This window comes from Njordella calcicola (assembly GCF_056494125.1).
Map to the genome: position 1 here is coordinate 6,243,123 of NZ_CM151396.1, position 26,478 is coordinate 6,269,600.

A 26,478-nucleotide genomic window follows, 5' to 3' on the forward strand; every position below is an offset into this window, starting at 1 on the left:
TTGCGGCAAATGTTGGCGCAAGCTGCCGAGGACTTTGCAATCCAGCTTGTATCGACTAATTGGGCGTGGTTACGAGGATGCGTTTGATAAGGCGTTGGCATATCTACTCGTAGGAAACAAAGATGGCTGAGAACACATTAATCAGTTGGGCGACGCATACATTCAATCCTTGGATTGGATGCACCAAGGTCAGTCCCGCTTGCAAATACTGCTATGCCGAACGCGATATGGATCATCGTTTTGGCAGAGTGGCTTGGGGGCCAAGTGGAACTCGCGTTTTAACAAGCGATGACAACTGGAAAAAGCCGTTGAAGTGGAATCGGGAAGCGAAGCAGCTTGGCGTTCGGCCTCGTGTGTTTTGCGCATCGCTGGCGGATGTGTTCGAGGATTGGGACGGCGAAATGCTAGATCACGAAGGCAACGCGCATTTCACACGCGATGGCGACCCGATGGACTTCGTGCGATCGCCGGATGTGGCTGGTTCCTACTTGGATGACTACCATTACACAACCATGGACGATGTTCGCGATCGCCTGTTTGCGTTGATCGACGCTACACCGAATCTTGATTGGCTGCTATTGACCAAGCGACCCGAAGACATTCGTAGGATGTGGCCCACATGGCCAACCGGTTTTCCTGCTGACGGCAGTGGAGGACATGGCAGCGGCGCGAGGTATCTGAAAAACGTCTGGCTAGGGACTTCCGTCGAGAACCAAGAGTACGCTGACAAGCGGATACCTGAACTGCTGAAGTGTCGGGACTTGTCGCCAGTGTTATGGCTGAGTTGTGAACCGTTGCTTGGGCCGATTGATCTTGATTACCCGTTGTCGTTGTATCCTGACGGACCTCAGTATTGCTGCAGTGGATTCGAATGCGGATGCCAAGGACTGCCATGTGAACCACCAGCTTACCTTAACGGCAATTTCGGAGGAGTTGATTGGGTTGTCGTTGGCGGCGAAAGCGGACCAAAGGCTAGGCCAATGCATCCTAAGTGGGCGAGGTCAATTCGTGACCAATGCGGTAACGCGGGTGTGCCTTTTCATCTCAAGCAGTGGGGTGAGTGGGGGCTTGCAGGCACAAGAGGGGAGTTCTGTTTTAATCCAGGGGCAAGTGTTCACGATCTTGTCACTATGGATCGAGTAGGTGTCAAGCAAGCAGGTCGCATGCTTGACGGCGTCTTGCACGATGCATTCCCGGAGGCGCAAAGATGAGCACTATCAAAGAGCGGCCGATCCTGTTTTCCGCACCAATGGTGAGAGCGATCCTTGACGGTCGAAAGAGTCAAACGCGGCGGATCATGAAGCCACAGCCAACGGCATTCTGGAATGATGGACGGCAACCTGTGAACCTTCCGTACGACAGAGAAAGAGACAAGGTAATTCGATGCCCATATGGCATGGTAGGCGAGAGGTTGTGGGTGCGCGAAAAGTGGCGACTTGCAGGTGCTCACTTTGCTGAAAAGTTGTCCAGCTACGGCGATAATGCGTTTATTCTTAGTGAACATCTTGCGTTTGCTGCTGACGAAAACGAGGCGGATTACGCTGGAACATATCGTCCATCAATCTTCATGCCTCGCTGGGCCTCTCGTATCACACTAGAGATCACGGGCATTCGAGTTGAGCGACTGAATGACATCAGCGAAGGGGATGCGGAAGGTGAGGGTGTCTCGATTGATGGCATAGGCACTCCAGGTGGACCAACGCGCATTCATCAGCGAGCGTTCAAGATACTGTGGAATAAGATCAACGGTCCCGGCTCCTGGGATGCAAATCCCTGGGTTTGGGTTGTGAGATTCAAGAGGATCGAGCCATGAAGGATCTATCCCGTCTTGGAACTGCAACGGTTACCAAAGTACTTGCCGTCAACATAGAAGATATCGAGCCCGACAAGCCAGCTCTGCGCCACAAGTATCACGCGGTCAGAACTGAGAACGACGGCATCAAGTTTGACTCGAAGCTCGAAGCAGACTTCTACGGAAAGCTAATGCAGCTTAAGAAGAGCGGTCACGTTATCCAGTTTTTGCGACAAATACCGTTCTACCTGCCTGGAGGCGTGAAGTACGTTTGCGACTTCCAAGTGTTCTGGAGCGACGGCAGGGTGGAATTCATTGATACCAAGGGAGTCGAGACACAATCGTTTCGTGCGAAGGTGAGAATCGTTGAATCGCTGTACGCTCCCATTCGAATCACCATAGTGAAGAAAGCATGACATCATGGCTGCCAACATGGAGCAAATTGATATCGCATGCTTGGAGTATGTATCGGCCGAGCGATCTGCCGTCGATGCGAACACGATTGCGCTCGAACTAGAGCGACTTTCAATACATGCGCCACAATCGTGGCCGCTAGCAACCGCAAGGGAATGGATGGCCGCAATGCAGCGGCTAGTCGATGCGACGAAACTGCATTGGGTGAACGACTCCAGTATCGCACTGATGCCGCAAGAAGCTCCCACAGCCAAGCCGCATCAAATGAGTTTGTTTTAAGGGACTAAATGCAATGGCGCGGACGAGACCCCCTTCATTCGATTTCTACCCCGATGACTTCATCAGCGGTACTCAGAGCATGCATCCGCTAGCGCGTGGCATGTACATTACGCTCTTGTGTTATCAGTGGTCGTATGGCACGATCCCTGATCCCAGCAATGTGCGGCTAATGATGCAGGTCACCGGCGCGATGCCTGACGAAATTGGCGAGCATCTTCCTGAATTGCTCAGGAAGTTCGAAAAGCAGCCAGACGGCACCTACGTAAACGTTCGATTGCGCAACGAATACGTGCGAAAGGTCGCCATTTGTCAGAAGCGTCGTGAGAGTGGAGCCGCTTCTAATTTTGGCAAAGCAAAAGCTTGTGCAAATGCTGATGCAAATGCACAAACAAAAGCGGATGCAAATCTGGAAGAAGGAAGTAGGAAGAAGGAAGTAGGAAGTAGGAACGCTGGAAGCAAGGAAGACGGCGCTGGGAAGACTAAGAAAAAACTAGGCATGGATGCTGAAACCGTCGGAGTGTGGAAGCTTCCGGACGGTTTCGATACGCAGGAGGTGCGAGAAGCGTTGTTGGCGTTCGAAACGATGCGTCGCGAAAAACTAAAGCGACCTATCGCAGATCGGAATGCATCGAGCAAGGTTTTCAAGCACTTCGACAGCCCAGAGCATTTGCTTTACGCACTGGAGCTTTGCACTGCCGAACAGTACCAGGGGCTGAAACCTGATTACCGACCTCCGGCAAAATCAGGCATTTCTAAGACTGCGGGCCAACCAAAAACCTTTACGCAATTGTCGGTCGATAACACACTTCAAGCAGCAGCAGAATGGGCAGCAGATGCACAAAGAACATGATCACCAAGAGTTTGCCAAAGCAGTATCGGCGCTCTTCGTCGCCTTCCGCGCTGAAGCCACAAAACTGCACCTGGAAGCGTACTGGATCGGACTAAGCGATCTGACAGTCGACCAATTAAAGCAAGCGGTTTCGCGTGCAATACGCGAAAGTGACCGCCTGCCGACTCCAAGCGAGTTGCGAAGACTGTGCGGTGTCCTTGTGGACGATGAAGCAAAGGCAATCGCAGCTTGGGGTGATGTCCAGCGTGCAATACGTCTTGGACCGTACAAGCATATAGACTTTCAAGACAAGCTCATCAACGCGGCAATCCGAAATCTGGGCGGATGGCCTACATTCGTCTCCCGGTTCACAGACGCAGATTCAGAAAAGTGGGTTCGTCTCGAATTCACCAAAGCGTACCGGCACTTAGCAAATTCGAAAGTCTCCGGTGAATCGATTCTTCCGCTGCCAGGTCTGAATCAAGTCCAGCTCGTCGGCGGTGAGTTGCAAGATCCGGTCCCAATCGCGATATCTTGTTGCGAAGACCGCAAAAAGCTCGCTAATGCGGGGAAGCCACTGGTGGGGACGGGGATGGAGGTCGTTAAGCGAGCAGAGTAAGGGTTTATTGGTTCTAGCTTGCTCGCGGCGAATTTTCGAACGCTAGCAGCAAGGATTATAATTGTTCGAGCATCTTTCTACTCTCAAGGGACAATTTTGTGATCGGCACAGTGATCTCGCGGCCATCTTCACGCCTTAGTATGACTTCCTCATCCGTTTTGCGTACGAAGGCGGCCCTTGTAGAAAACTTGCCGTTTGCATCGGTCCATGTTCTAAATTCCGCTTGGCTTTTAGCTTTTTCTTCTGGTTGATGGGTTGCAATTTCGAAGGGTGCGGTCTTGGTTTCGTTGACGTGGATCTTGTCATCAAGCGGAAGCGGGTTTTCAGCGCTTATTGTGCTCATGGGCTTTACACTACCCCTCTCGTCAGGATCGGTAGTCACATCAGGCTCCTGCGATGCCACTACCGAGTCGGTAGACTTATCTTGGCTGGTAGAAGATGTCTCAAAGGCTGGACTCGCCGTGGACGGCGAATTTTGTCTCGTGTTGCTTACTTCTTTATCAGTGTGTAAAGAGTTACTGAGGCCGAGAAGTCCGCCAACCATTACAAAAACCGCGATGACCCCTATGACACCAATGCATCCAATGCAACCTAGAAGCCCTAGAAGCCCTGAAGCCTTCTTGATCACATACTCGCCCTTGCAATGCCTGCAACGGGTGACGATGCCATCGGAACTCGCACGATGCTGATTCTTTCTTCCGCAGTGCGGACACAGTGAATACGCTGCCATGAAAGCCTCGCTGTTTGTTTTTTTAGGTTAGACCGATATTGTTTATATGAATACCCTAGCGTTCTGTTCGCAGCGACTTGCTGAACGAAGGAGTAAGGTGTGGCAATTGCAGAGGATCGATGTTCTTGCGATGCTCAATAAACTTCAAGAGCAAGTGCTGGGCAAATTCCATCGCATCCATAACTTCAGAATACGTACCTCGTCGGCTTGCGTGCACTCTTCCGTGCGCTGCGCGATCGTTTCGAACGTTTTCCAATGTCCTGATCTTGTCAATAATCCTTTTGCTGGAATCTTTTGAATGAGAAGGAGCAAAAAGCTCGTTACAGTCCACGCCACGATCACTAAATCGTTTATGAACGTGTCCGTCATCTTTATTGAGAGTGCCTCCGTAAATGGCCTCTACAACCTTGTAGAAATTGTGAAGAGCATTTTCAAGTTTAACACTCTCAGAGATGGAAGTTGGCGATTCGGCAATAGAATCGGGCCCAAACCATACGTCGATGACATTTTCTATTGAATACAGTGCCTCGCGGTAGAATAATAAAGCGTATAGCAAAACATCGTCGTCGTATACGATGTCAACGAGTTGCCAGATCTTGGCGTCAACTTTCGACTCAAATTTAGTCTCGCCTAGAACTGAGTACTTAAGGTAATCTGCAGATTCCCCCATTCTATGCGAACAGAGTGCTAGAAACTCGTTTTCTGTGAATGTTCGAGAATCAGGAAAGTCATTCTCATCAAGCTTCAACAGTCTTAAGAATCTTTCAGTGTTTCTGCAGATGAAAGCCATGGATGCATCGATTGTGTCTACGATTCGTTCGGGCGGATAGTTTGTGTCTTGGCATTCGACGTGATAACGGCCTTCCCTTGGCGCAAAACCCACTAGCATTACCTGCCTTCCTTTATCCATGGAAATCCGATGAGGATGAGGAACTACTGGTATATCATCTGGTTCTGAAACGATGACTGGCCGCAAAACGAAATGCTTTAGTTGTCGCATTGCAGTTAGGTAGTCCGCCACTATTATATCGCTCGAGGATACCAAAGGACTAAGCGGCAACTCTGTAAAAAAGTGAGCTGTCATTTGAGTTAGGATATAGTGGGGCATTCTTCGCAATCTTTGAAACGCGATTGGAACTTCAGGACAGGCTTCTGACCCAACTTCGCATCCAGTATATCTAATCCAACCGCGTTTAGCACGGGCCAGATATGAGCACTAGATAAGTGCCGGTTTTCGCAAGAGAAGTAGTACTGCAGACTTCTCTCGGATGGTTTGCCTCCGCACATCTTGGAGATCTTGTATGGCGTCAGTTTGAGCCGTTTGGCCCTGGAAATGATTCGTTCTCGTAGTGTGTCCATGGGGTAAAACGTACCGAATTTCTGTTCGGCGTGGTATTGCGAACAGTCGATACGTGTGTTCGAATCTAAATATCTAGATATTGCAACATGATTGCGTGATTTGATACTTCTTTCTGCTGGGAGCTAGAAAATGTTGCGTCCATCTGAGCGTGGAAAAGGTGTGCGGTATGTTCAAGGGATGGCAGCATTGGTGGATGCTGCAGGCGGCGAGGTGGCTTGGCGAAAGATCGAGATCCATGTTGCCAAAAATGAGCGGTCGCGAGCGATCGAGGTGCTAGACGCGCTGATTAGGGCGGTCCACAAGCCATCGACTGCCGTCGCGGAGCTGACCGACCCGTTTTCCTTCATCAGCGACGACATCAGAATCAACAACGCTCTTGAACAGGCGGGGTACGACACAATCCAGTCGGTCTTGCTGGCATCTGATCGGGAGCTGATGAAGATTCGCCAGTTCGGAGTAGCTCAAGTGGCGATTGTTCGCAACGCATTGATTGCCAAAGGTTTCTCTAAGCCGCCGTCCATCGCATCGAGCCTCAGGACTGCGCGACAAAATATTATTGCAAACCAGTGTTCAACGCATTCTTGAAATATGGCAGAACAGGGTAGGTGATGCCCAGCAGGCTCGGAACGCAGGGCCGTCACAATCGTGGCGGTCCTGCTTCTTTCACTTACTCACAGTAGCGTTTCGATGGCCAATCCGAACGATTCAACTCATACGATTCGATATGAGCAGCCTTCCGTGCTTTCGTCGATCCCCTTCAACAAAGCTGCTCAGTTCGTCCTCGGCGCTGTGATCATTCTGATCGCTGTGAAGCTGTGGTGGGCTGGATGGTTCTCCATGTTTGCCATGCACAATGGCTTGCAACTTTGCGGACCTGCTGTCGATGGGCAACCAATGCAGTCAACCGGTTTGCTGGTCATCCTGTTCGATTCGGTGTGTTTGGTTGGAATCGTAGGCTTTGCTTTAGTTGGATTTGTTTGGCGGTCTATTGGTCCAATTCTCGGCGGTTTTGCGGAGTACTGGGCTCAAACGACCGCCTGGGCAAGGGCCAGAGTCGCTGGTGACACGGTAGCAGGTGCGAAAGCTGAGGCAAACGCCTCGAACATCGCTAGCAGCTCGCCCATTGTGGCCAGAATGGCTGATGGTTCGGCGCTGACGCAGCGACAGCTTAACGCGGAGTTGCACAAGCGGCTGATAACCCTCGAACTCAAAACCAGAGACCTATCGTTACCTGAGCCGCCAGCGCCGCCCAAGAGCGATGCTGAGCGAATTGCGGAGCTAGAAGCCAAGATTGCTGAGTTAACGGCACCAAAACCAAAGCCTCGTAAAGCTTCTGCAGCAAAGGCGGTGCAATCGTGAGCGCAGACGAACTAGAAATCTTGCTGGATGTCGATCAATCCGCTCCAGTCTCGCGCAGCCCTTCAACGGTTGCGTCTTCAGCTACTGGCAAGTGGTCGTGGGTCGCTTGGATCCTCCTTGCTGGCGTTTTGCTTTGGCAGTTTCGCGGATGTGCTAACAGCATCCTACCAGTCATTGACGACAAAATCGCGATGGAAGGGCCTGCTTTGCTGGTTGCAGTCGATGGGAAAGCTATGAATCGCCTGACTGATGGCCAGGCGGCTGCGTGCAACTCTCAACGCGTTCAAACGTGGTGCGAGTCGAACAAGGTTGCATTCCGTCGATATGACGCAAGTGACGATCTGAGCAAAGAAGACAAGCTTTGGCAGGACATGATGAAAGCGGCCAAAGAGGGAAGTGTCCCCAATTGGGTGGCAGTTGACAAAAGCGGCCGTGGTTCTGTTTTGGATCCGCCTGCCAGTGTGAATGAAGCGATCTCGTTTCTGGAAAGGCGATTCAAGTGAGCTACACAACCAATCTCGGCTCTAACCCTTTAGTCATCGACGAAAGTAACGCGGCGGAATACGCGGCGATGGTCAATGATGGCCAAATGGCCGCTGGTTATGTCGCCCGTGACTATCGCGCCCATCCATTTGGGTCAGTAGCGGAGCAATTCTCCGGGGAAATTATCCCGCGATCGAAATGGGATGATTTGATCAAGGCGCAAGAAGATAACCAATCGAGCCCATGGCATACCTTCCAAGGCAATGGAGCGCCGATTCTCGACCAGAATGGCTTTGGCTACTGCTGGATGTACGGCACCATAGCCTGCTTGATGAATCGTTATCAAGCCCAGGGAATCGAGCTGGAAGGCGGCGGACTATCTGCCGTCTATCCGGCATCGTTAGGTAAGAACTTCGCCAATCAAGGCGGCTGGGCAGGTGAAGCGCTCGGATACATTCGGCGTTTTGGCGCGCCTACGCTGGCTCTCCATCCTGAGCATTCACAAGACCGCCGATACTTTAACGACCCCAAAGTCAAAGAGTCCGCAGCTCGTCATGGTCATGCTGAATTTGTTGAACTGCCGTCCAATAACTTCGACGTGATGATGTCGATCCTGCTCAATCCAAAGAACCCTCTTCCAGTCACCATGGGTCTAACTTGGTGGGGGCATTTAGTAGCTGGATTCCGCGGTGTAAAGATCGATTCGCGCACCTATGGGGTGCAAGGGCCCAATAGCTGGAAAAAGACTTGGGGCGACAACGGTTGCTTCGTCCTAGCTGAATCGCGAGCAACGGCTTACGAATCGATCGCGGTTAAGCGTGTCATCCCTCGATCGCAAAAGGCATAGCAAATGAGTACCAACGAGCTATTCAACCGAATCAATGCAGGCGTGAGCGTAACGCATGCAGTCAACACGCAAACGCGTGAATCTGTAGGCGGCCAGCACAATGGCCGCGGTATGCATATCTACTGGCACGGTAAGGGAAATCCAACCGGTGCTGCTCCGATTAACGTGCTGGTCGCTACGGCCCAACGAATGGAGCATTTGCAATCAACCACTTCGGCCAACGACAACAATGCGAAAGCTTTGTTCAAGTTGCTGGAGGCTATTGATCTACTTGCCGGCACCCACGAGGTGACTGGCGATCCACTCGAAGCGTCGCAACTGGGCGGCGCTGGTTTCGTTTCTCCCCCTTTGGAGTAATTCAGCCATGAAATGGCCAAAAGGTTTATTGTGTTTTGTCCTATCGCTCGCGATGTGTCCGCTGAGCGTTGTTTATGCGATCGATTTTGTAAATGAGCAAAACTATGAAGCTCCCGAGCTTGATCCGACGGAGGAAGTCTTCGAGACCACCGATCGCGAGCTGCGTCAAGCTCCTGCTCCAATTCCTCCTGTTCTTGAATTGGTGTCTAAGCTTATTGCGCAGCCTGTGGCAAAGGAAGTAGCGGAAGTTGAGCCCCTGCAAGGTCCTTCGTTCGATCCGATAGAGCGGCGAGAAACGATCGACGATGTGCAACCAAGAAACGATGGTGCGATTAGGGCCCTGACGGATAGAGTTGCCAATCTTGAACGCAGGATGACCGAAGCCGAACGCAAAATAGAGGCGATCATCTCGGTCAAGAATGCCAAAGGTGAAATCAGTCAGCAGAAAGTAGAGATCGACATTGTGCAAGGCTATGGGGCCTTCGAGGTGCCTGAAGGTGGGAAAGTAGTTGCCGTGAACGGTGTACCCATTAATCGTTCTACGCCAAGTACTTCATCGTCCCAAGTGTATCAGGCGGATGCGTTTGTCTTATCGCAACCAAGACTTAGAGCAAGGGAAGTCAAGATTGTGCCTGCCGTCAGTCGCTATCGCGTCGGCACTGACGGTTGCACCTACGACGCGTTGACAGGCCAAAAAATCAGTTGCCCTGTGAGGCGGTAGATGCCCAATCGTGACTACACCAACGGCTGTCCCGTCTGTGGCGTGTCCCATCCAGGGCGCGGCCACAAGTGTCGCCGCAAAGACATTGAACGCGAAGAGCGGAATATGAGGCGCAAGGAACGTCAGCGTGAGGAAGCGCCCGAACGCACCTTTCATCGCCGGTTGGTTGAGGCAGAGCACTTAAATGCGTTTGATGACGATGAACGGTTCGATCTAGAAGATGTAGGTTATTTCTTATGAGTACTGCTGTGGAAGAAAAAGTGAAGCAACTGACTGGCAAAGCTGCGATGAAGCTGGTATTCGACTTAGCGGCCGCTATCGAAAAGTGGAACGCGTCGGATGTTAACGTCGAGTACGAAGGCCAGATCTACAAGGATATCAGCGAAGCGCTAGACACTGCAATTCGTCGCAGTTGCGATGGTGTCCTGGATGCTGACGTGGATCCTTCCGCTTATCGAGCGGTCATGGCTCTGGACAACGTGTCGATCGCCTTTCAGCGATATTTGATGGCCGCGTCCATGCAACAAGCGCGACCGGGTGGAAATCACAATTTGATCAAGTCGCTAAACGCCATTATTGAACTTGCAAAGCCTCGCCCAGCGCTCGCCAGCCCGCGGCCAGTGGAATGGTACTACAAACAAGGCGTCTCCGAGCGTCAGATCGCCATGACGTTTGGTTGGTATGACGAGGCAGGCGAACCCGATGGCTGGAAAGTGCAGGAAGAGTTGGCTAACCCAGGTACTCATTTCGATCCGAAGAAGTGGCAGCACCCAGCCCTGCGGGCGGAGCAGAACGCGGCTGCGGAAATGTGGGCGGTTCATACTCGCAACCATCGAAGGTTGAGCGAGCCGGAAGAACCAAGCGCTCCAATTAAGGACGTCGAGTACTACATTCAGCAAGGTGCACCGGTCAAGCAGATTCTAAACCTCTTTCCACAACTATCGGAAGAGGATGTCACCGAGTTAATGGCAGCGATGCCGCAGCGTTCAGCTCCAAGCCCTTCGGTCGCAGGGAATCACATTGCGGCAACTGAGAAGTTTCTCGCCAACGCTGACCGCCTGAAGCTTGATGAGCTGAATGCTGATCTGGTCAAATAGCAAACCATCAGATAGAGATTGCAGCGTGATAGATGATCCAGGGCGGGAACGACGGCGACAACCGAAGGAAGCAAAACGCTAGACTTGAGCGACTGCCCGCCGTCAAGTCGCTCTACCTCGCTGGCCATCCGCTCTACCAGATTGCAAAGCGACTCAATCTCAGTAAGCAGCAACTTGAAAAGGACATCAAGTTACTGCGCAAACAGTGGCTCAAGGATGCTAAGCTTGCCTCTTCCGAAGTCATGGCTGCGGAATGCGCGAAGCTGGACCAGATCGAACTGGAAGCCTGGGAAGCTTGGGAGCGATCAAAGCTACCGACACGCAAGACGATCAAGCGATACTTCCAACAGTACAACAAAGAGCTCGATAAAGTAATCGATCTGACTGAGACGCGAAGGGAGATCAGCCAGTCGCTGGGCGATCCACGATATTTAGATCTTGTACTCAAAGCCGTTCAGCAACGGTCTAAGTTTCTGCGATTGGAAGATCCCGACAGCGAAGTGGCCCAGCAGGCGATCACTGTCGAGGTTGTGGTCGAGTCTCCCGACCAAGTGGCGAAGATTATCAACTATCAAGAGTTTGAGACAATTCAGGCGGCTGCAGTCCAGCGATTACCAGAGGAGTAGCCGTCAACCATGGTTGCTCTAAACGTCAGGCCGATTCCGATCAGCCCGCCGCAAAAGCGGTTTCGAGAATCTACAAAGTGGCTGCGCGGTCTCTGTGCTGGTCGAGGATTTGGCAAAACGAAGATCGGATGCATCGACGTCTTATTTCGCGCCAAGCCGCGTGAGCCGTGGATGGCGATTTCCCCTGACAACAACATGATCAGGGAGACCACTCTCCCGACATTCATCGAGACTGCAGAATTCACTGGCCAATATGTCCGCCATGTTGTAAGCCCTACGCCGCGGGTTTGGTTTCGCACTCGATACGGTGGCATCGCTCAAATCGTTTTCAAGGGAGCGGAGAAGCCGGATAAACTTCGCGGACCGTCGAAAGCTGGCCTATGGTTTGACGAGGCGAGCATCATTTGCAAGGAAGCCTTCGATATCGGCATAGCTTGCTGTCGTTACCAAGGCAAGATGGGCCCTGTTCTGGCAACTTTCACGCCACGCGGGTTTAAGCACTGGACGTTCGAAAGTTTCTTCCAAAGGGTCGATGATGACGATCTATGGAAATACTCTGAAGCGGAACTGCGATACTTCCAGAGTCGGGGATATCTTCCCAAGCATGATACGGAGCTGATCCACTGCAGCACGCGTGAAAATCCGTTTGCGCCACCAGAGTTCTACGACCGGATCGCCTCGAACTATTCCAGTATGCTGGCGATGCAAGAGCTAGAAGGCGACTTCATCGAAATCAGCGGACTCATCTTTAAGCGGGAATGGTTCAATAACCGCAGCGTCGATGGCGTACCGCGCGATGCTATGCGAGTACGTGTCTGGGACAAAGCCGCGACGGCTGATGCCGGGTGCTATACCGTCGGTTTGCTAATGGCCCGGGACCGCAATGGCAAGTTCTATGTCGAGGATGTCATCCGCGGTCAATGGTCTTATCTGAATCGAAACCAGCTGATCAAGGAAACTGCAGAGCGGGATTTTGTGAAGTATGGCGGGACCGTCTTAACCTATATCGAGCAGGAGGGCGGCGGCGACGGTAAGTCGGTGATGGATCAGCTGATCATGATGCTGGCCAAATTCCCGGTATTCAAGATCAATGCAGGCGGTGGGCAATGGAAGACTAAGGGTGCAGTTCGACTCCCAGGTGATGTGAAGATTCGTCGCGCCTTGCCGTTTGCAGCCCAGTGCGAGGCTGGCAACGTGCACGTGAAGAATGGCGCTTGGTGCTCTGACTTCTTGGAAGAACTAACAGCGTTTCCAGAATATGCCTATGCGGACCAAGTGGACGCTGCCTCGTACGCGTTCAACTGTTTAGCCAATATGCCGCAGGAGCATCTGTTCGCTTCGCGCGATATTGTAAGCAAGATGGAAAATGCTTACGGTGAGACTTTGGAACTGGAAAACGATTCGATAGCTCGCTGGGGAGATTTGCCATGGCGTCGGTAATGGGCTTGTACTGTGATTTCCATGGTGTGGAAGGTGTCGGTGTCGAGTGCACAAAAGACCTGCAGCCAGGCGTGAATATTGCTTGGGCAAACGGGCTGTCGCGGTTCTATCGCAACGATGAGTTGCGTAGCTACAAGGTCGAAAAGATCTCGCGCGTACTGCCGATCGCTGAAATGGTGAGCGAGATTCCTCCAAACGAAGAGTTGTCTGTGCCATTTGCACCCGCTTTTCCTGTGCCGCAGCAAGTCAGTCATGCAACGAACGAGTTTACGAAATCTGAGCTGTGGCTTGACGAAACGTCGTCGCAGGTGCCGCCAAAGGCAACCAGCGAGACTGATCAGACGGAATCCCAAGTGCCGCCGCCAGCCAGCAGCGACACCACTGAGCAGAACACGGAATTCATTAAAGATACCGCATTCGAAAATGCATGGATCAAGGACTTTTTGACAAAGAATGGTGTCGAAGTCACCAACAAGTCCGTGATTGAAGCTGCTGCAGCCGAAGGCATGAAGGTTCAAAGCGGGCAAGTGACGGCAATCAAAACGGAACTGGCTACGGTTAAGTAAGCAATGTCCCGTCTTGTAGCTTTAGCCGCTGAACTGAGGGCACTGCTAAGCGACTGGAGGCGAGTCGAAACGGCAACGCAAGAAGCTGCGCAATTCTTCGATGAGGAGGAAGATGTTGAAGAAATTGGCGGTCGTATTCGCCGCGGTGCAGAGCGTTCACTCGGCCAGCGTGGTTACTCTCGGGCAACTCGCTCCAATGAGTGGGAGTATCTAAGAAACGGGCTGCGTTTGGTCAATTCCAGCAACGTTTATGGATACGCCTACGACGCTACTAGCGCAAGGATGGGAGTTCTGTATGTCCAGTTCTTGGACTTTCTTCCTAAATCGCTTGGTGGATCTGGAGAGCGATCTGGACCTGGGCCGGTTTACGGCTACTTTCACTTTCCGCTTTCCAAGTATCAACAGTTCGAATCCATGGCGGCCGTCAGTGCAGGTGGGGCAGTCTGGGATTTCTGCCGCGAGCGCGGGACTATGCACGGGCATCAGCATCCATACCAATTGATTCAAGTGTCCGGCGAATATGTTCCGCGAAAAGCAACTAAGTGGGGACTGCGCGGGATTGATCCAGAGACTGGCAAGTCGGGACGTACGCCCGCGGCCATAGGACTAGGGCGGCGAAACCAAAAGGGAGAGCAGGCACGTCTGCAGTTACCTAGCAGGGAATGGGGTGAAAGTCGCAAAGCACTGTCTGCGAGAAACAGACCAAATCGCGGCGAACCGGATAGGGGAGAACCGAATAGGGGATGAAAATGCCATATATTCCAAATCAGGGTTGTTTAGGCTCCTCGACCGCATATGGTGCGATGCAAGCGCTTCGATCCATGCGAATGATGCAAGCGATGGCCTTGATTCAATTGACGCAAAATTCAGTGATTCCGCCAGCTCCAAAGCGCGATCGCGTGGTACATGTTGGGATTGACTGGTCAGATGCAGAACGGAAGCGGCGGAGAAATAAGCTTTTAGAAGAACTAAGGAAACAATGACTATACCGAAAACGCTGGCTGCCGTGATTTTGTGCATTGCTTTATTGTCTTTGAGTTGCAATAAACCGAAGCCCGACAAACCTGACCTGCCGCCGAGAAAGTATGTGTTGCTGAATAGCTCTAGGCCTACGCACTGGGATCAATCGCAATGGGACATACTCGATTCGTATTTGAAGCGGATCGATGAGTTAGAAACACGGGTGCAGACATTAGAGGCATCACCATGACAATGTGCGAAGAGAGCGATCCTGTAACTGAGAAGTGGATTGCACCTACCAACGGTTATTGGCTAATTGTTCTGATAGTGTTGTTGCTTTTAATCTTTCAATTGAATCGAACACCGTAGTGGTCTATCTACTACCCAACCGCAAAATCGGTTAAACAAGGATCACACAACACACTAACCGACGAATTTACGGAACAACCGAGATTCAGTAAGTGACGAGATTATCGCTCACGCTGAGGCTTGCATGTTCCAGACTTTTGACGATCCCTACGACCCTAACACCACGCCAGCAGAGGTCTTCCGCAATGGGAAAGATCCTGCGGCCAGTTGGGCAGGCGCTCCGCCGAACTTCGGTCAAGAAGACCTGCCGCAAATCTTCACTGTTTCGGGTTTGGTTGGTTTAGCCGGGCGAGCTTACCTAAACGCTGACGAAGCTCTACGCCACTCTCCCGAGAACTCAAGGCGTATGCGAGCCGACTGCTCGGTCATGGAGTGCATAGAAGCACGAATGCGAGCCGTGGCGTTGCTCAATTGGCACATTGAAGCGGAGATACCAGAGTCTGCTGAGCAAAAAGCACTGGTCGAACAGATGACGGCAATTGTCACGCGGACTCCCAGGTTTATGCAATTGCGTTACTGTTTGCAGAACGCGATCTGGTACGGACGTTATGGCGCGTCGCTGCGGTTTCGCAGTACTCCGATTCGAGGGCAACGACGCAAGTCAGTGCAACAGTGGTTACCACGCAACGGCGATAAGCTCGTGTTTCGGTATGATGATGGTTCTCCAAACTACGAACCGGACCAAGTAGGTATCAAAGTTGGCAGCGCTGGCCAAGTCAGCAAGCATCTGAATCGCCGTCAGATCGAAGTCACTGAACACGGTATGGTCTACTGGTTCAACTGCGAAGAACGCAAACGTGTGATTGTTCACAAGCACACGATCGAGGATGGGGACTTTGACGACGTACTGAGCTCTGGATCGGTGCATGGGGTTGGAATTCGATCAAGAATCTATTGGACATGGTACGCGATGGTTGAGTGCCTGCAGCGCGTACTCGAGTATTTGGATCGCTCTGCCTTCGGTGTTGAACTGTGGCGATACCCAGCCAATAATCCCCTCGCAAAACGTAAAACGGAAGAGGCTGCAAAAGGCGCTGTAGGTGGCGGTCGATCGGTCATTTTGGTTCCGGCCTATCCAGCCGAACAAGGCGATCTCTACGGAGTCGAACATATTGAGCCCGGACTTGGTGGTGTGGACAAACTGCTTCAAGTAATCCGGGAGTACTTTGGGCACAACATGAAGCGGTACATCCTAGGTCAAACACTAACCAGCGAAGCCGAAGCAACGGGCATGGGGTCCGGTGTGGCTGAAGCCCATATGGCGACATTCCACGATGTGGTTTGCTACGACGCTCGCAACCTTGAAGAAACAATGACGGAAGATTTCCTACGTCAAATTCAGCTATGGAACTTCCCTAAGACTGACGATGTCTTCTTGCGGTTTGTGGTTGATACCGAAAGCCCCAACGTTAAGGAACGCTTAGCGGCTCTTAAGTCGGTCTGGGACATGGGTATGGCAATCAAAGCATCCGACATCGCTGACGCGGCAGGTTTATCGTTACCAACCGAGTCCGACCACAAAATTTTCAATCCTCAGCTATACCAAGCGATTGAGCAAGCCCAAGCGATGCCCACCGGCGGACTGCTTTTGCCGTCTAAGCCTGGCCAAATGGAGCAGCTCGTGCAGCAAGCACTACAGCAGGCCCGATCGAATCCCAGTCTGCAGAATCATGACGGTCCGCTTGATTTAGCAGACGATCACCTGTCCCTGTAATTGCCTCTATCGAAGTATTCATCATGAACATTGCTGAAGCTGTATTGCGTGCTTGGTCAACCCAACCGCGCGACAGATACGAAACACCTAAAGACCGTTGGGTAACAGTCGGTGGTGAACCTGGCGCTGATGGACGCAAGCACGGTGGAACGCCAGTGCTGCTGGATCCAGAAGGAAAGATCAAGGCTGGGATGGGTGGAAAGTTCGATGGCAAGACGCTGAAAGATGCGCTCGGAAGCTCGCAGAAAGCCAAAGACAATTCGGTCTCCGATCTTTTGCAGAAGTGGCGACCGCTGGTCATCAAGATTGGTGGGGCGATGGGTTTCCGGTCTGACGATTTGGATGACTTCATAGCGGAAGTCATGCTCCAGGCCTGGAGGCATCGTGATAAGTTCGATGACAACAAGGCATCGTTTCAAACATGGCTCGGATCAGTCGCCAAGAATGCGGGTCTCAAAATCATCGAACGTGGAAAGGCGAAGAAGCGGGGAGGCGGGAAAAGGAACGTCAGTTTGGATGTCGACTATGGTGACGGGCAGACTCTTGCTCAAACCATTGCCAACAGACCGGAAGGCAAAAGCGATGTTGCTGAGCAGATGAAGGCATTGAGGCCCATGATTGACAAGTTACCTACTTCACAGAAACGAGCAATTGAAGGGATGTTGGCTGGCAAGTCGATGTCAGAGCTTGCGAAAGAAATAGGCATTAGCAGTCAAGCGGTGTCATTCGCACTGAACCGTGGAATTGAGACTATCAAGCAAGCAGCACGTGGCAGCGACAAGTATGTCGCAGTCTGCGAAGTTGAACGCTATGCCAAGAAGCATATCAAGAGCTCGCCGGGGCAGCAGGAGTTTCACTGGATCACTATTGGCGGAGAGCCAGGCCCAGACGGCAAGAAGCATGGTGGCCATCCCGTGCAAATTGATACAAAGGGGGTTATGCATACGGGGAAATTCGCTGGACAATCGCTGCAGCAAGCATTTGGCGGGACCCATTCTCCTGCAGGGCAACGTGAAGCCGTGCGAGGCAATGCGCAAGGACTGCCTGGAGTGACCGGACGGGTAGCTGGAACACCGCAAATGGCGACGCCCGATACGCTGAAGCCACATCCGAAGTATCCCGACAAAAAGTCTCAGATGATCGCGGATCTCGAGAACGCGGAAAACTTCGGCAGTTGGAAACATGCTAAGCAAATTCGCTCGGAACTCGATGAACAATTTCCGGGCTGGGAAGATGAGAACGAATTGCTGCAGCCTAAGCACACGACGACGCCACAATCGAATCTGGAAAGCAGCAAGCAGCCAGCGATGCATCCAAACCTGCAAGGTTATGTCGGGGAGCTCCGCCAACACATTGCAGCGATCCCGCAGGGGCAGGGCTACACGCCGCGCGATCCGAAGTTGATGGCACAGGTCAAGGCAAAGGCCGATGCACTCATGGAGAATGCGAGCGACCACTTGCCCCCAAAGGATTTCGCAATGCTGCAGAACGCGTATGCAGCTAACTTCCCAAGAGATCTCGATGAAGAATCCGAAGACATTGCAAAATCGAGAAGAGCGGATGAGTTGGCATATCGAAAGGATTTTCCGAGGAAGCAACAACCAGTTATTAAGCAAAACTTAAATACTGAATCTCCATCCCTCGTAGAACCACAGCGCACGGTAGCCAACGATTCCGCGAAGGCTGGCGACCAGCTCGGGTTATTCGGTCAAGCTACCATAAAGACTGAACCGTTCAAGAAGAAGTTCACGCCAGAAGTGCTAACAAAGGGCAAGCAGGTCGGGCTGTTTGATACTGCTGGAGATTCCCGACAGAAGCTTTTGATTGATGATGGCGTCGAGTCTCGGGATATGGTGTATCAACCGGAGGGGAAACCTACGGAGATACCGCCAAACCCAACGGAGTCGGCGAGCAAACCTACGGAGCTGGAAAAGCCATTCGACGCAAAGGCTGCAGTCGACGAGTTGCGAAAGTCTGGTCAAAGCCTAGTGCAGTTCGCTAAAGCAAAGAATTTGACGCCAGAGCAACGCAAGGCCGCGTTTGAAGAATACGCTCGACAGAATGAAGAATCGCGAACACCAAAGCCGCCAAGCGACGCTCGCGCTTCTGCGATGGAGAAAGCCACTTTCAAGCCGCAAGTACTGGGAAAGGGTGAGCCTTCAGGAGAACCGCAGGCCGACCCTGCATCACAAAATATACTAAACCCAAAGTCGGTCATCGAGCAGTCGCCGGCAATACTTAGGCCAGAGGATGAGCCTGGGCACACAAAGGCAGACGAAGCGTTTGCGGGACGCATTCAGGATTTTGGCAACAAGATTGGTGGCGCTAGAAAAGACCGAGCGACCCCAACCGGCCCAAGATCGAAAGCGCCGAAGACGGAGCAGCCAAACAAAGGAGAGGGGTGGAGGAATCGGTACGTCGTATCCAAGATAGAGAAATCTCATCGCAAAAACGAAGAAGGCAAATACGCAATCTATGACAAGAAGACGAAAGGATACTTTGGCGATCATAAGCAAGTTGGAGGTTTGCACGATTCGGAAGAAGCAGCGTTAGCAGCAATACCGCTTGTAGAAGTTGCACGAAACCATAGGGTCGTAAACGTTGCACGGCACGGTGAGCCAGAGAACTACGCAATTCGGCGAGAGGTCGCGCCTGGTAAGAATCCAGTAATCAAGGATGGGTTCAAGTCCTACGAAGAGGCCATGCAGCATCTGGCGAAAAACCCAGAGGAGATTATCAACCAGAAGACAGCGTTTACGGATGCGATGATTGCGCCGGAATTGTCAAAGGTAACTCGTAAAGGGAAAGAGCACAGGCCTAACGACAAGCAAGCAACTCCTGAAGACTTCAAGAAGTACAACTTCTACGGCGTGGAGTTTGGTAACTGGAATAACAACGCGGAAACGCGGCACGTTCTGAACCACGCGCATGATGCGTTTGAGGATCTATCGAGCGTATTGGGTATTGACCCGAAAGCATTGTCGCACGGTGGCGATCTAGGGCTCGCGTTTGGGGCAAGAGGCCACGGACTGCAAGGGGCGAAGGCGCATTACGAGCGAGATTACGGCGCTTTGAACCTAACGAAACTGAAAGGCGCAGGCTCGCTTGCTCACGAATGGGCGCATAGTTTAGATCACTATTTGGCAAGGCAATCGGGAAAAGCTGAAGCGGGCAGGGCAGGAAAAGACGAAAGCGGGAATGCCAAGTTTGACGCTAGCGGCAGTCCGCATCGCGACTACGTAAGCCACGGCCACTACGGCAAAACTCATCCAGAATACAAGCTGAAAGAGAAGTTTGATAAGGTCATGAGTGCGATTCAATACAAAACTCAAGACTTTACTGAGGACGCAGGACGGCACGATAAATTGCATCAGCGTCTAGTCAAAGACCTGCATAAGCACTTGGATAGCTTTAGTGAATCCCTTAAGAGGGACTACTCTTCCGACAAATATGCACCGTTCCGTGGGGCGAAAAATCGAGTTCCGCTGCCAGCAGAAAAGCAGAAAGAAGTCGATGAAATAATCAGTAGGCTCAAGACGGCCGCGGAAACGCATGGTGAATTCGGAGATTCAACACCTGTGAATGAGCAAAATTTTACATCCCCTCACTTCTTCAAAGATGTCCATCGATTAAACGAAATCTACAAAAGCCATCGAGGGAGAAACGGGTACTCAATTACAAAGTCTGGCTACAGTCAAAAAGTAGGCGGTGCGATTGCCGACATAAATTTCACAATGAGTCACTTGAGAACCAGTAAGAAGCAGCTGGATAGTGCTAATGCGGGTGAAGTTAAGCAAAAGAAAGTCCGTACAGACTTCCACAACATGGGCAAGCGAATGGACCAAGGAACAGCCAAGGACTATTGGAGCGAACCGCACGAAATGTTTGCTCGCGCTTTTGAATCGTATGTTTACAACAAGCTGAAGAAAAATGGGCACAGCAACGATTTCCTCGCGAACGAAAAACACAACGATCATCCGTGGTTGAAAGCGTTTGGCGTGAAGCCTTACCCTGAAGGAGACGAAAAGGAATCGATCGACGCAGCGATGGATGAGTTTTTTGAAGAGTTCAAGAAGCACAAGCATATCGAGCCAAAGTCAAAATACTCACTTGCTCCTCACATTATCAACCGCCTCGTAAATCGGGCATCAGCTCGCTATGGAGTTCTTACCAATGCATAATCAACAAGTTATAGATCGGTTGGTATCGCATGCTGCTCAGCGGTACGAACTCAGTCAAGCTCAGCGCGAGGCTGGCAACTACAGAATGAAGCACGTCCGATTGCATGGTCTCGATATCTCGATCGAAACATGCAAGGGAAAGCGCCGCCGACCTGAGTGGCCAGCAATGCCTTGCGATTATGGATACATCAAAGGCACCATGGCTCGGGATGGCGATCATGTAGATGTATTCTTGGGACCGAATCGTGATAGCGAATTGGTTGTGGTTGTCGATCAGGTAACAGCGGCTGGTCGATTCGATGAACACAAGTGCTTACTTGGCTTCACCAGCGAGTCGGAAGCGGTCGAGTGCTATAAGTCGGCCTACACGAAGGATTGGAAAGTCGGACCTGTCACCACGATGACTATCAAGCAGTTCAAGAACTGGCTAAAAGACGGCGATACGAAAGCACGTCTTGCTCCTCAAGTATCTCGCTACGCTGGAAAGACTCAATCCGGTTTCGCTTTTGCCGAAATGGACCACGAACCGGTATCAGCCAAGAGTAAAAAGGGTTCGCTTGCTGGTGTGCACAAGCCAAATGGTGATGGCTATCGCGTCATTGGCATTTCTCGAGATATACCGATCTGCATGAGATGCTACCGTATGGATCTCGACAAAACCATTATGGTCCAGCCTTTTGAAAATGGCTTGCCTTCAGGGGAAATCGAGTACTACGGCTCTGACTGTGTTGAGAAGGTGCTAGGTCGGAGCTCCAGTGTAATCATGCACGAAGCGCTAATGGCGGAGCAAAAGAAGCTTTCGACACGCCATCAAGTTGATTCCTTGGCTGAACGCTACGCAACGTTGCGCGATGATCTAGTGTTGAACGATGTGCCGCTGGTCGATCGATATGAATACCGCAATCCTGCCCGTCGAGCACGTGATCGACAACTTATGTCCAAGCACCGCGCGATGGTGAGCAAGCAAACGGAATGGAATGAATCCGATCATCCACGGCACGTCGCTGGTACACAAGGAGGCGTCGGCGGGCAGTTTGCTCCGAAAGATGATGTATCTTCTGCAGGAATACAGATCCAGTCCGCCAATCGTCCAGGACACATTGTCAATCAGAAGCTCGCCTCCCATGTCGATGGACTGAAGCAAGTGCAATATGAGCCGGGAGCCTTGAAAGCTAGTCCGCCTCAAGGAAATGCTCAACAGCCGGTGCAATCAACTCGCCTGAGATCTCATCAAGCAGAGCGAGTGGACGAAAGCCACGAGTTGCACTTCAGTAAGCTTGATCCGGAGAGTCGCCAGAAGTTGCACGATTGGCATCATGCACTTCACGAAGCAGTACGGCCTTCGCGTGAAGCAGCTCGCAATGTTCCCGAAGGCCAGCGAGGTCATGCATTTGAAAAACACTGGCAACAAATAGACAAAAGCGAGATTCACGAGCTACTTGGCCAAATGAACCAGATGGATAGAGAGCACCGAATGGCAGGCGGTGAAGGGCTCGCGCAGTACGTGAATGCCAACCAGTTGATTCCTCGAGAAATCGCAGAACGGCTTAAGAGTGGTTCTAGGTTCTTTGATCCAAAGCGACTTAAAACCAATATGTCGAGCACGCCAAAGCCTGTGGAGCAACCTAAGCAGAGCGAAAGCCTGCAGTCGCATCCTCTGGCTAGAGAGTTTGGTTTGGATGGGTACCCAGTTGGTCCTGATGGTGTGCCAATCGTGTCGCCTAAAGATCAGAACGGGTTTGAGCGACTGGTTGCGATGCAACGTAGAATAGGAGTGGAAAAGAATAAGCCAGCATATTTCGGTGAGAATCCGTTACCAATACCAAATGGCGAAAACACAGAAGCAACGCAGCCTGTTTCAAGTGATATTCCCCATGCAACAGTGACACCTACGTCTGCGCCTGGGATGGATACTGGTGACGAGTTTCTCAAGCCCAAGTCAGGATTCGATGATCTTGCATCAAGCATCAAGCGAGCTATCGATCTAAACCAGCAATCAAAACAGTTCAAAGTGAGCAAGGTTGGGCACCGAAAAATTGACGACTTGATCAAGCAAGGAGCAGGTCCACGGCAACTCACGGACGAAGAGCATGCAGCACTGAAAAACAGCATTCTGGATACATGGCAGGATTTGGCCAGTCGTGCATCGGAACACAACAACATGCTGAGCACCCTGGAGAATCAGTTCAACGGCTTGCCTGGGAATCGATCCGGCTCGCTGACTAATCTGATTCGCAAAGGTACCGACGTCTCGAAGATTCCCAATTTTGATGTGCTTGTCGAGACAGCCAAATCTCAGTTCCCTCATCTCCTTTCCCATCAACGTGGCGAGTCGGGCACTGGTAGCGACGAAGAGGGGCTGACGCAAGCTCTTCTGTCTGGCAAGCAGGCGGTTCCAAAGCCATGGGCACCAGAGGTGTTTCTAGCGGCTTGGGAGCGAAGTGGGCGCGAGATACTCGGCGAGCAGGAGACGGAAGAGCAGGATGATTTTGATTCGCTGTGGGACGGCCAATCGGGCTTAACAGGACGAGACGATGAAGTGGTCCCGTTTTCCGTGCAATTTGACAAGGCCTGGGAACTGGCTCGGGCAGGGTGATATTCCATCGCACAATCAAATAGATTACGAATTAAAGGCTGAGCACCCAGCCGCGTCCTCTTACTATCGAGTTTATCAAGATGTCGTTTTCTGCATCAGTCGGTATCAATATTCAGTCTTCGGATTTCTCTGCAAGCGAGCAAATAAGCATCCAAGGTGAAGCAAAAAGTGTATTCATTGAGACGATTGCTCCGAGTACAACCAACCGCGAGATTTCGTTGGGCGTGGATGTAAGTGAAGCACAGTTGATTGCCGTGCGATCAGACGTCGCTCTGACCATTAAAACAAATAGTTCCTCGGCTCCTGATGACACTATTGTGCTAGTAGCAGGCAAGCTGCAGTTCTTCTTCGCAGGGGCATTTTTTGAAAATCCGTTGACTGCAGATGTGAATTCGATTTTTGTCACTAATGCAACTACATCGCCAGCCTCACTGCAGTTCCTGGTGATTCAAAACCTAGTGTAGCGCTAGTTATTCAGACTTGACAGGGAAAATTAAAAGGTGCACAACACACTAACGGCAAAACATTCTGACGCGAAACGCGTGAATGACGCAGCCCGACGCAAAGCAATCGAACTATTTGAACGTGAGATTGAGTTTCGACTTCAGCAGCCTAATTTTTACGGCAATGTTGGCGTCGAGATTGTCTTTCAGGATGGTGTAGCTGTAGTGGCTGAGCCGCAGTCCTCAATGACTTGCAAAAAATTCGAGTAATCTAAAGTTTTGTCGGCACCGAACAACGGACCTGACGCAACTGCCTAACACGAAGCAGTACGTACATGTCCGATGTGATTCCAAATCATCCGCAAAACTCTTCAATGCGACCGCTGCCGCAAGAACGCTACGCAGCTTTTGTTGCGCGTGCACATCAACATCTGTTGCCATTGATCCCAGATCCTGATCAACGGAATCATGCTGTATGGGACGCATGGTCCCAGGCCCACGGTGATTCCCATGGAGACAGAGCGCGTAAGCTTTTTCCTTCGGATAAGTACCGAAATGTCTCCAATGTTTGCTATTTCTACGAGCATAGTACAACTGGCCGCGACGGAGCTCCAGTTCGCTACAGCGTCAAAGAACTCGGTGACATTGTCGATGAGCACAATGATCGAGCCGACACAAACAGCTTTTCTGCTTTGACGAATGGTCATACGGTGGACGGCATAGTCCCCGACCATATGCAGCCTAAGGTTCTTGGGTACGTTGGGCCATATCGACTGGGCATGGTCGGGTATGACAAACCAAAGTTTGCAGTGTTTGCTGATGAGCATCACGAAATCGAGGCAACGCAAGTACTTAATCGGAAGAAGCGACGAAGTGTCGAAGTAAACCGCTTCCGTGATGGTCGACGCCCTTACTTTGATCCGATCGCAGCCCTGGGTGCGGAGTCGCCTCGCCTGGCTCTTCCAATAGCGCAGTACAGTTCCCAGGATGCATTTGTGGAGCGCTATCAAATAATGGCTCCTGCGATGGTGAGCGGCTCTAACACTTTTATTCCTAGTGACGATCCGCTTAAGGAGCGCCACGAATCACAAAATCAACCGGAGCAATCGACGATGGGGGATGGTCAAGAACAACCGGATGCTGGCGGTCAAGGTTCGGAAATGGTGTCGATGATCGTCAAGGCGATTCAGAGTACACCAGAAATGGAATGGGTTCGCCAGCAAATGCAGCAAGGAGCTGCTCAATCTCAACAGCAGCCGGGCGTTCCGGGTGCGCAAGGTGGCATGAGCGCGACTGGTTCGCCGCCGGCTACTCCTCAACAGCCTTCACAGCAATACGGTTCTAATGCCATGGGTGCAAATCAGTTCAATCCAAATAGTCAATACAGCAACCAGGAAGCGGATGTGGACCGCTACAGCCAGTTGCAGGAAGAATTCCGCATTCTTCAAGATCGATACTCCATGCAGGAAGAGGCTCGAAAGGAAGACTTAAAGGAAGTCGCGACTTTGCGTCGAGCAGTTGCTGCCTTGGAATCTGTAAAGGTCGATTCAGACCGTCGCGAGCGGATTCGCTCCCTGGCAGATCAATACCAGATCGATAGCGAAAAGGAGTTTGCGAGATGCTTGTATGCTGAAGGCGCAGAGATGAGTGACGATCAGTTCGAGACTCACATGCAATTGCTGGCGGACTACGCTCCCCAGAAGCGAGATCCTTACATTCCGCAAGGTAAGATCGGGACCAGCGGAAGCAACAAAGATAAGTACTCGGAAGAGTTTTGCCGTCGCGTTGTGGACCGTGCTACCGAAGAGGGCAAATCCTTCGACGAAATGGCCAGAATCTTGGAAGCGGAGAACGCCTAAAAGGCTTGACGAGCTGAAAAGAATTAGAGCCGACCTGCTGGGCGTCTTAAGTTCAATTTGCAAACTGTAGTTATTAGGGTGAAAGAATGTTTCCAGTAGCATTTAAGGCGAGCGGCAACGTAAATCGTAGTCGATTCGTGAAAATGAGCGGCTCGCACACTGTTGATCTTTCGGGTGCTGCTGGCATTCCGATTGGTGTTTCACAAGAGGGCACGCGCGAAGCTCCAATTCCAGGCGCTTCTACTTTGGCGGCTGTGGACGGTGATCAAATCAAGGTCTACGGTCATGGCGAATGCTGTTTGCTTGAAGCTGGCGGCGTTGTGGCGGCGGGCACTTTGCTGAAGCCTGACGCAGATTCCGCGGGCGTGGCAATTGTTGGTGGTGAGCCATACTACGCCCAGGCGCTGTCGGCAACCTCGGGGCCTGGCGAACTAATCAGCGCTTACTTGATTCGTGGAGTTGCGCCGCGGCCAACGGTGGCAGTGGTCGCCCTAGGTAGCGTTCAAGGCGATGCAGCTCCTTTGCAGGGTAATTCGCTCAATACCGTGAGCGCTGCAGATAACACCAAAGGTGTTCGTCTACCACCTGCGGAAGAGGGAATGTATTGCGAGGTCTACAACGAGCACGCAACCAATGGATTGAAAATCTACCCTGCCACTGGTGATGACATCAACGACGGCACCACCAACGCCGCCATCACGATGGAAGGCAAAACAATCGCAGTACTTCGCGCGATTGACAACACCACGTGGACCGCAGCGTTCACTGTGAACACTTAGTCCGAAACCCTTTCAAACACATATCGTTTTTTGTTCCCATAGCGAAGACCGAACAACG

At 51.7% G+C, this 26,478-nt stretch carries 28 protein-coding genes; 26 read left to right on the top strand and 2 right to left on the bottom strand.

What is annotated here, in order from left to right; genetic code table 11:
* Positions 1-122 precede the first annotated feature (122 nt).
* The 6 genes from SH302x_RS24090 to SH302x_RS24115 are packed head-to-tail and all read left to right on the top strand — an operon-like array spanning position 123 to position 3,933.
* On the top strand, positions 123-1,211 hold the full coding sequence (locus SH302x_RS24090) for a phage Gp37/Gp68 family protein (protein ID WP_479365430.1): 1,089 nt from the start codon (positions 123-125) through the stop codon (positions 1,209-1,211).
* Complete coding sequence (locus tag SH302x_RS24095) at positions 1,208-1,813, top strand: hypothetical protein (RefSeq protein ID WP_479365432.1); 606 nt, start codon at positions 1,208-1,210, stop codon at positions 1,811-1,813. Before SH302x_RS24090 ends, SH302x_RS24095 begins: the two co-directional genes overlap by 4 nt.
* On the top strand, positions 1,810-2,208 hold the full coding sequence (locus tag SH302x_RS24100) for a DUF1064 domain-containing protein (protein ID WP_479365433.1): 399 nt from the start codon (positions 1,810-1,812) through the stop codon (positions 2,206-2,208). Before SH302x_RS24095 ends, SH302x_RS24100 begins: the two co-directional genes overlap by 4 nt.
* A 4-nt stretch (positions 2,209-2,212) precedes the next feature.
* The gene (locus tag SH302x_RS24105; protein ID WP_479365435.1) at positions 2,213-2,485 is read left to right on the top strand and encodes a hypothetical protein; all 273 of its coding nucleotides are present in this window, start codon (positions 2,213-2,215) and stop codon (positions 2,483-2,485) included.
* A 13-nt stretch (positions 2,486-2,498) separates the two neighbouring features.
* Entirely contained in the window at positions 2,499-3,335 is an 837-nt protein-coding gene (locus SH302x_RS24110) for a hypothetical protein (protein WP_479365437.1), read from the top strand.
* Entirely contained in the window at positions 3,319-3,933 is a 615-nt protein-coding gene (locus SH302x_RS24115) for a hypothetical protein (RefSeq protein WP_479365439.1), read from the top strand. Before SH302x_RS24110 ends, SH302x_RS24115 begins: the two co-directional genes overlap by 17 nt.
* A gap of 55 nt (positions 3,934-3,988) precedes the next feature.
* Here the strand turns inward: SH302x_RS24115 and SH302x_RS24120 are convergent, their stop codons facing one another.
* Positions 3,989-4,663: an SHD1 domain-containing protein gene (locus tag SH302x_RS24120; RefSeq protein ID WP_479365440.1), complete on the bottom strand. Its 675-nt coding sequence runs from the start codon at positions 4,661-4,663 to the stop codon at positions 3,989-3,991.
* 55 nt (positions 4,664-4,718) lie between these two features.
* Positions 4,719-5,411, bottom strand: coding sequence for a hypothetical protein (locus tag SH302x_RS24125; RefSeq protein ID WP_479365441.1), 693 nt, complete (start codon positions 5,409-5,411; stop codon positions 4,719-4,721).
* Positions 5,412-6,152: 741 nt separating this feature from the next.
* Between SH302x_RS24125 and SH302x_RS24130 the strand changes: the two genes are divergently transcribed.
* From SH302x_RS24130 to SH302x_RS24225, 20 genes are all read left to right on the top strand, one after another.
* Positions 6,153-6,608, top strand: a complete 456-nt coding sequence (locus SH302x_RS24130) for a DNA-directed RNA polymerase subunit alpha C-terminal domain-containing protein (protein ID WP_479365442.1) — start codon at positions 6,153-6,155, stop codon at positions 6,606-6,608.
* 102 nt (positions 6,609-6,710) lie between these two features.
* Positions 6,711-7,382 (top strand): hypothetical protein, encoded by a 672-nt coding sequence (locus SH302x_RS24135; protein ID WP_479365443.1) that lies wholly within the window; start codon positions 6,711-6,713, stop codon positions 7,380-7,382.
* Positions 7,379-7,885, top strand: coding sequence for a hypothetical protein (locus tag SH302x_RS24140; RefSeq protein WP_479365444.1), 507 nt, complete (start codon positions 7,379-7,381; stop codon positions 7,883-7,885). Before SH302x_RS24135 ends, SH302x_RS24140 begins: the two co-directional genes overlap by 4 nt.
* Positions 7,882-8,712 (top strand): hypothetical protein, encoded by an 831-nt coding sequence (locus SH302x_RS24145; RefSeq protein WP_479365445.1) that lies wholly within the window; start codon positions 7,882-7,884, stop codon positions 8,710-8,712. The genes SH302x_RS24140 and SH302x_RS24145 overlap by 4 nt, the downstream gene beginning before the upstream one ends.
* 3 nt (positions 8,713-8,715) lie before the next feature.
* Positions 8,716-9,069: a hypothetical protein gene (locus SH302x_RS24150; RefSeq protein WP_479365447.1), complete on the top strand. Its 354-nt coding sequence runs from the start codon at positions 8,716-8,718 to the stop codon at positions 9,067-9,069.
* A gap of 7 nt (positions 9,070-9,076) precedes the next feature.
* A complete protein-coding gene (locus SH302x_RS24155; protein ID WP_479365448.1) occupies positions 9,077-9,790 on the top strand; it encodes a hypothetical protein in 714 nt (237 codons plus the stop codon).
* The gene (locus SH302x_RS24160) at positions 9,791-10,030 is read left to right on the top strand and encodes a hypothetical protein (protein ID WP_479365449.1); all 240 of its coding nucleotides are present in this window, start codon (positions 9,791-9,793) and stop codon (positions 10,028-10,030) included. It abuts the gene before it with no gap.
* The gene (locus tag SH302x_RS24165) at positions 10,027-10,887 is read left to right on the top strand and encodes a hypothetical protein (protein WP_479365450.1); all 861 of its coding nucleotides are present in this window, start codon (positions 10,027-10,029) and stop codon (positions 10,885-10,887) included. Before SH302x_RS24160 ends, SH302x_RS24165 begins: the two co-directional genes overlap by 4 nt.
* Positions 10,888-10,919: 32 nt before the next feature.
* Complete coding sequence (locus SH302x_RS24170) at positions 10,920-11,513, top strand: hypothetical protein (RefSeq protein ID WP_479365451.1); 594 nt, start codon at positions 10,920-10,922, stop codon at positions 11,511-11,513.
* Positions 11,514-11,522: 9 nt separating this feature from the next.
* Positions 11,523-12,953, top strand: coding sequence for a phage terminase large subunit (terL, locus tag SH302x_RS24175; RefSeq protein ID WP_479365452.1), 1,431 nt, complete (start codon positions 11,523-11,525; stop codon positions 12,951-12,953).
* Positions 12,941-13,519 carry a hypothetical protein gene (locus SH302x_RS24180; RefSeq protein WP_479365454.1) on the top strand — a complete coding sequence of 193 codons (579 nt, stop codon included), beginning with the start codon at positions 12,941-12,943 and terminating at the stop codon, positions 13,517-13,519. The genes terL and SH302x_RS24180 overlap by 13 nt, the downstream gene beginning before the upstream one ends.
* A gap of 3 nt (positions 13,520-13,522) precedes the next feature.
* Positions 13,523-14,266 carry a hypothetical protein gene (locus SH302x_RS24185; protein WP_479365456.1) on the top strand — a complete coding sequence of 248 codons (744 nt, stop codon included), beginning with the start codon at positions 13,523-13,525 and terminating at the stop codon, positions 14,264-14,266.
* Positions 14,267-14,498: 232 nt separating this feature from the next.
* Complete coding sequence (locus tag SH302x_RS24190; protein WP_479365458.1) at positions 14,499-14,729, top strand: hypothetical protein; 231 nt, start codon at positions 14,499-14,501, stop codon at positions 14,727-14,729.
* 243 nt (positions 14,730-14,972) lie between these two features.
* Entirely contained in the window at positions 14,973-16,562 is a 1,590-nt protein-coding gene (locus tag SH302x_RS24195) for a phage portal protein family protein (RefSeq protein ID WP_479365459.1), read from the top strand.
* A gap of 23 nt (positions 16,563-16,585) precedes the next feature.
* Positions 16,586-20,743 (top strand): sigma-70 family RNA polymerase sigma factor, encoded by a 4,158-nt coding sequence (locus SH302x_RS24200; RefSeq protein ID WP_479365460.1) that lies wholly within the window; start codon positions 16,586-16,588, stop codon positions 20,741-20,743.
* Entirely contained in the window at positions 20,736-23,339 is a 2,604-nt protein-coding gene (locus SH302x_RS24205; RefSeq protein WP_479365461.1) for a hypothetical protein, read from the top strand. The genes SH302x_RS24200 and SH302x_RS24205 overlap by 8 nt, the downstream gene beginning before the upstream one ends.
* 80 nt (positions 23,340-23,419) lie before the next feature.
* On the top strand, positions 23,420-23,803 hold the full coding sequence (locus SH302x_RS24210; RefSeq protein WP_479365463.1) for a hypothetical protein: 384 nt from the start codon (positions 23,420-23,422) through the stop codon (positions 23,801-23,803).
* Positions 23,804-23,839: 36 nt separating this feature from the next.
* Entirely contained in the window at positions 23,840-24,052 is a 213-nt protein-coding gene (locus SH302x_RS24215; protein WP_479365464.1) for a hypothetical protein, read from the top strand.
* A gap of 65 nt (positions 24,053-24,117) precedes the next feature.
* Positions 24,118-25,641, top strand: coding sequence for a hypothetical protein (locus tag SH302x_RS24220; protein WP_479365466.1), 1,524 nt, complete (start codon positions 24,118-24,120; stop codon positions 25,639-25,641).
* A gap of 86 nt (positions 25,642-25,727) precedes the next feature.
* Positions 25,728-26,420: a hypothetical protein gene (locus SH302x_RS24225; RefSeq protein WP_479365467.1), complete on the top strand. Its 693-nt coding sequence runs from the start codon at positions 25,728-25,730 to the stop codon at positions 26,418-26,420.
* Positions 26,421-26,478 lie beyond the last annotated feature (58 nt).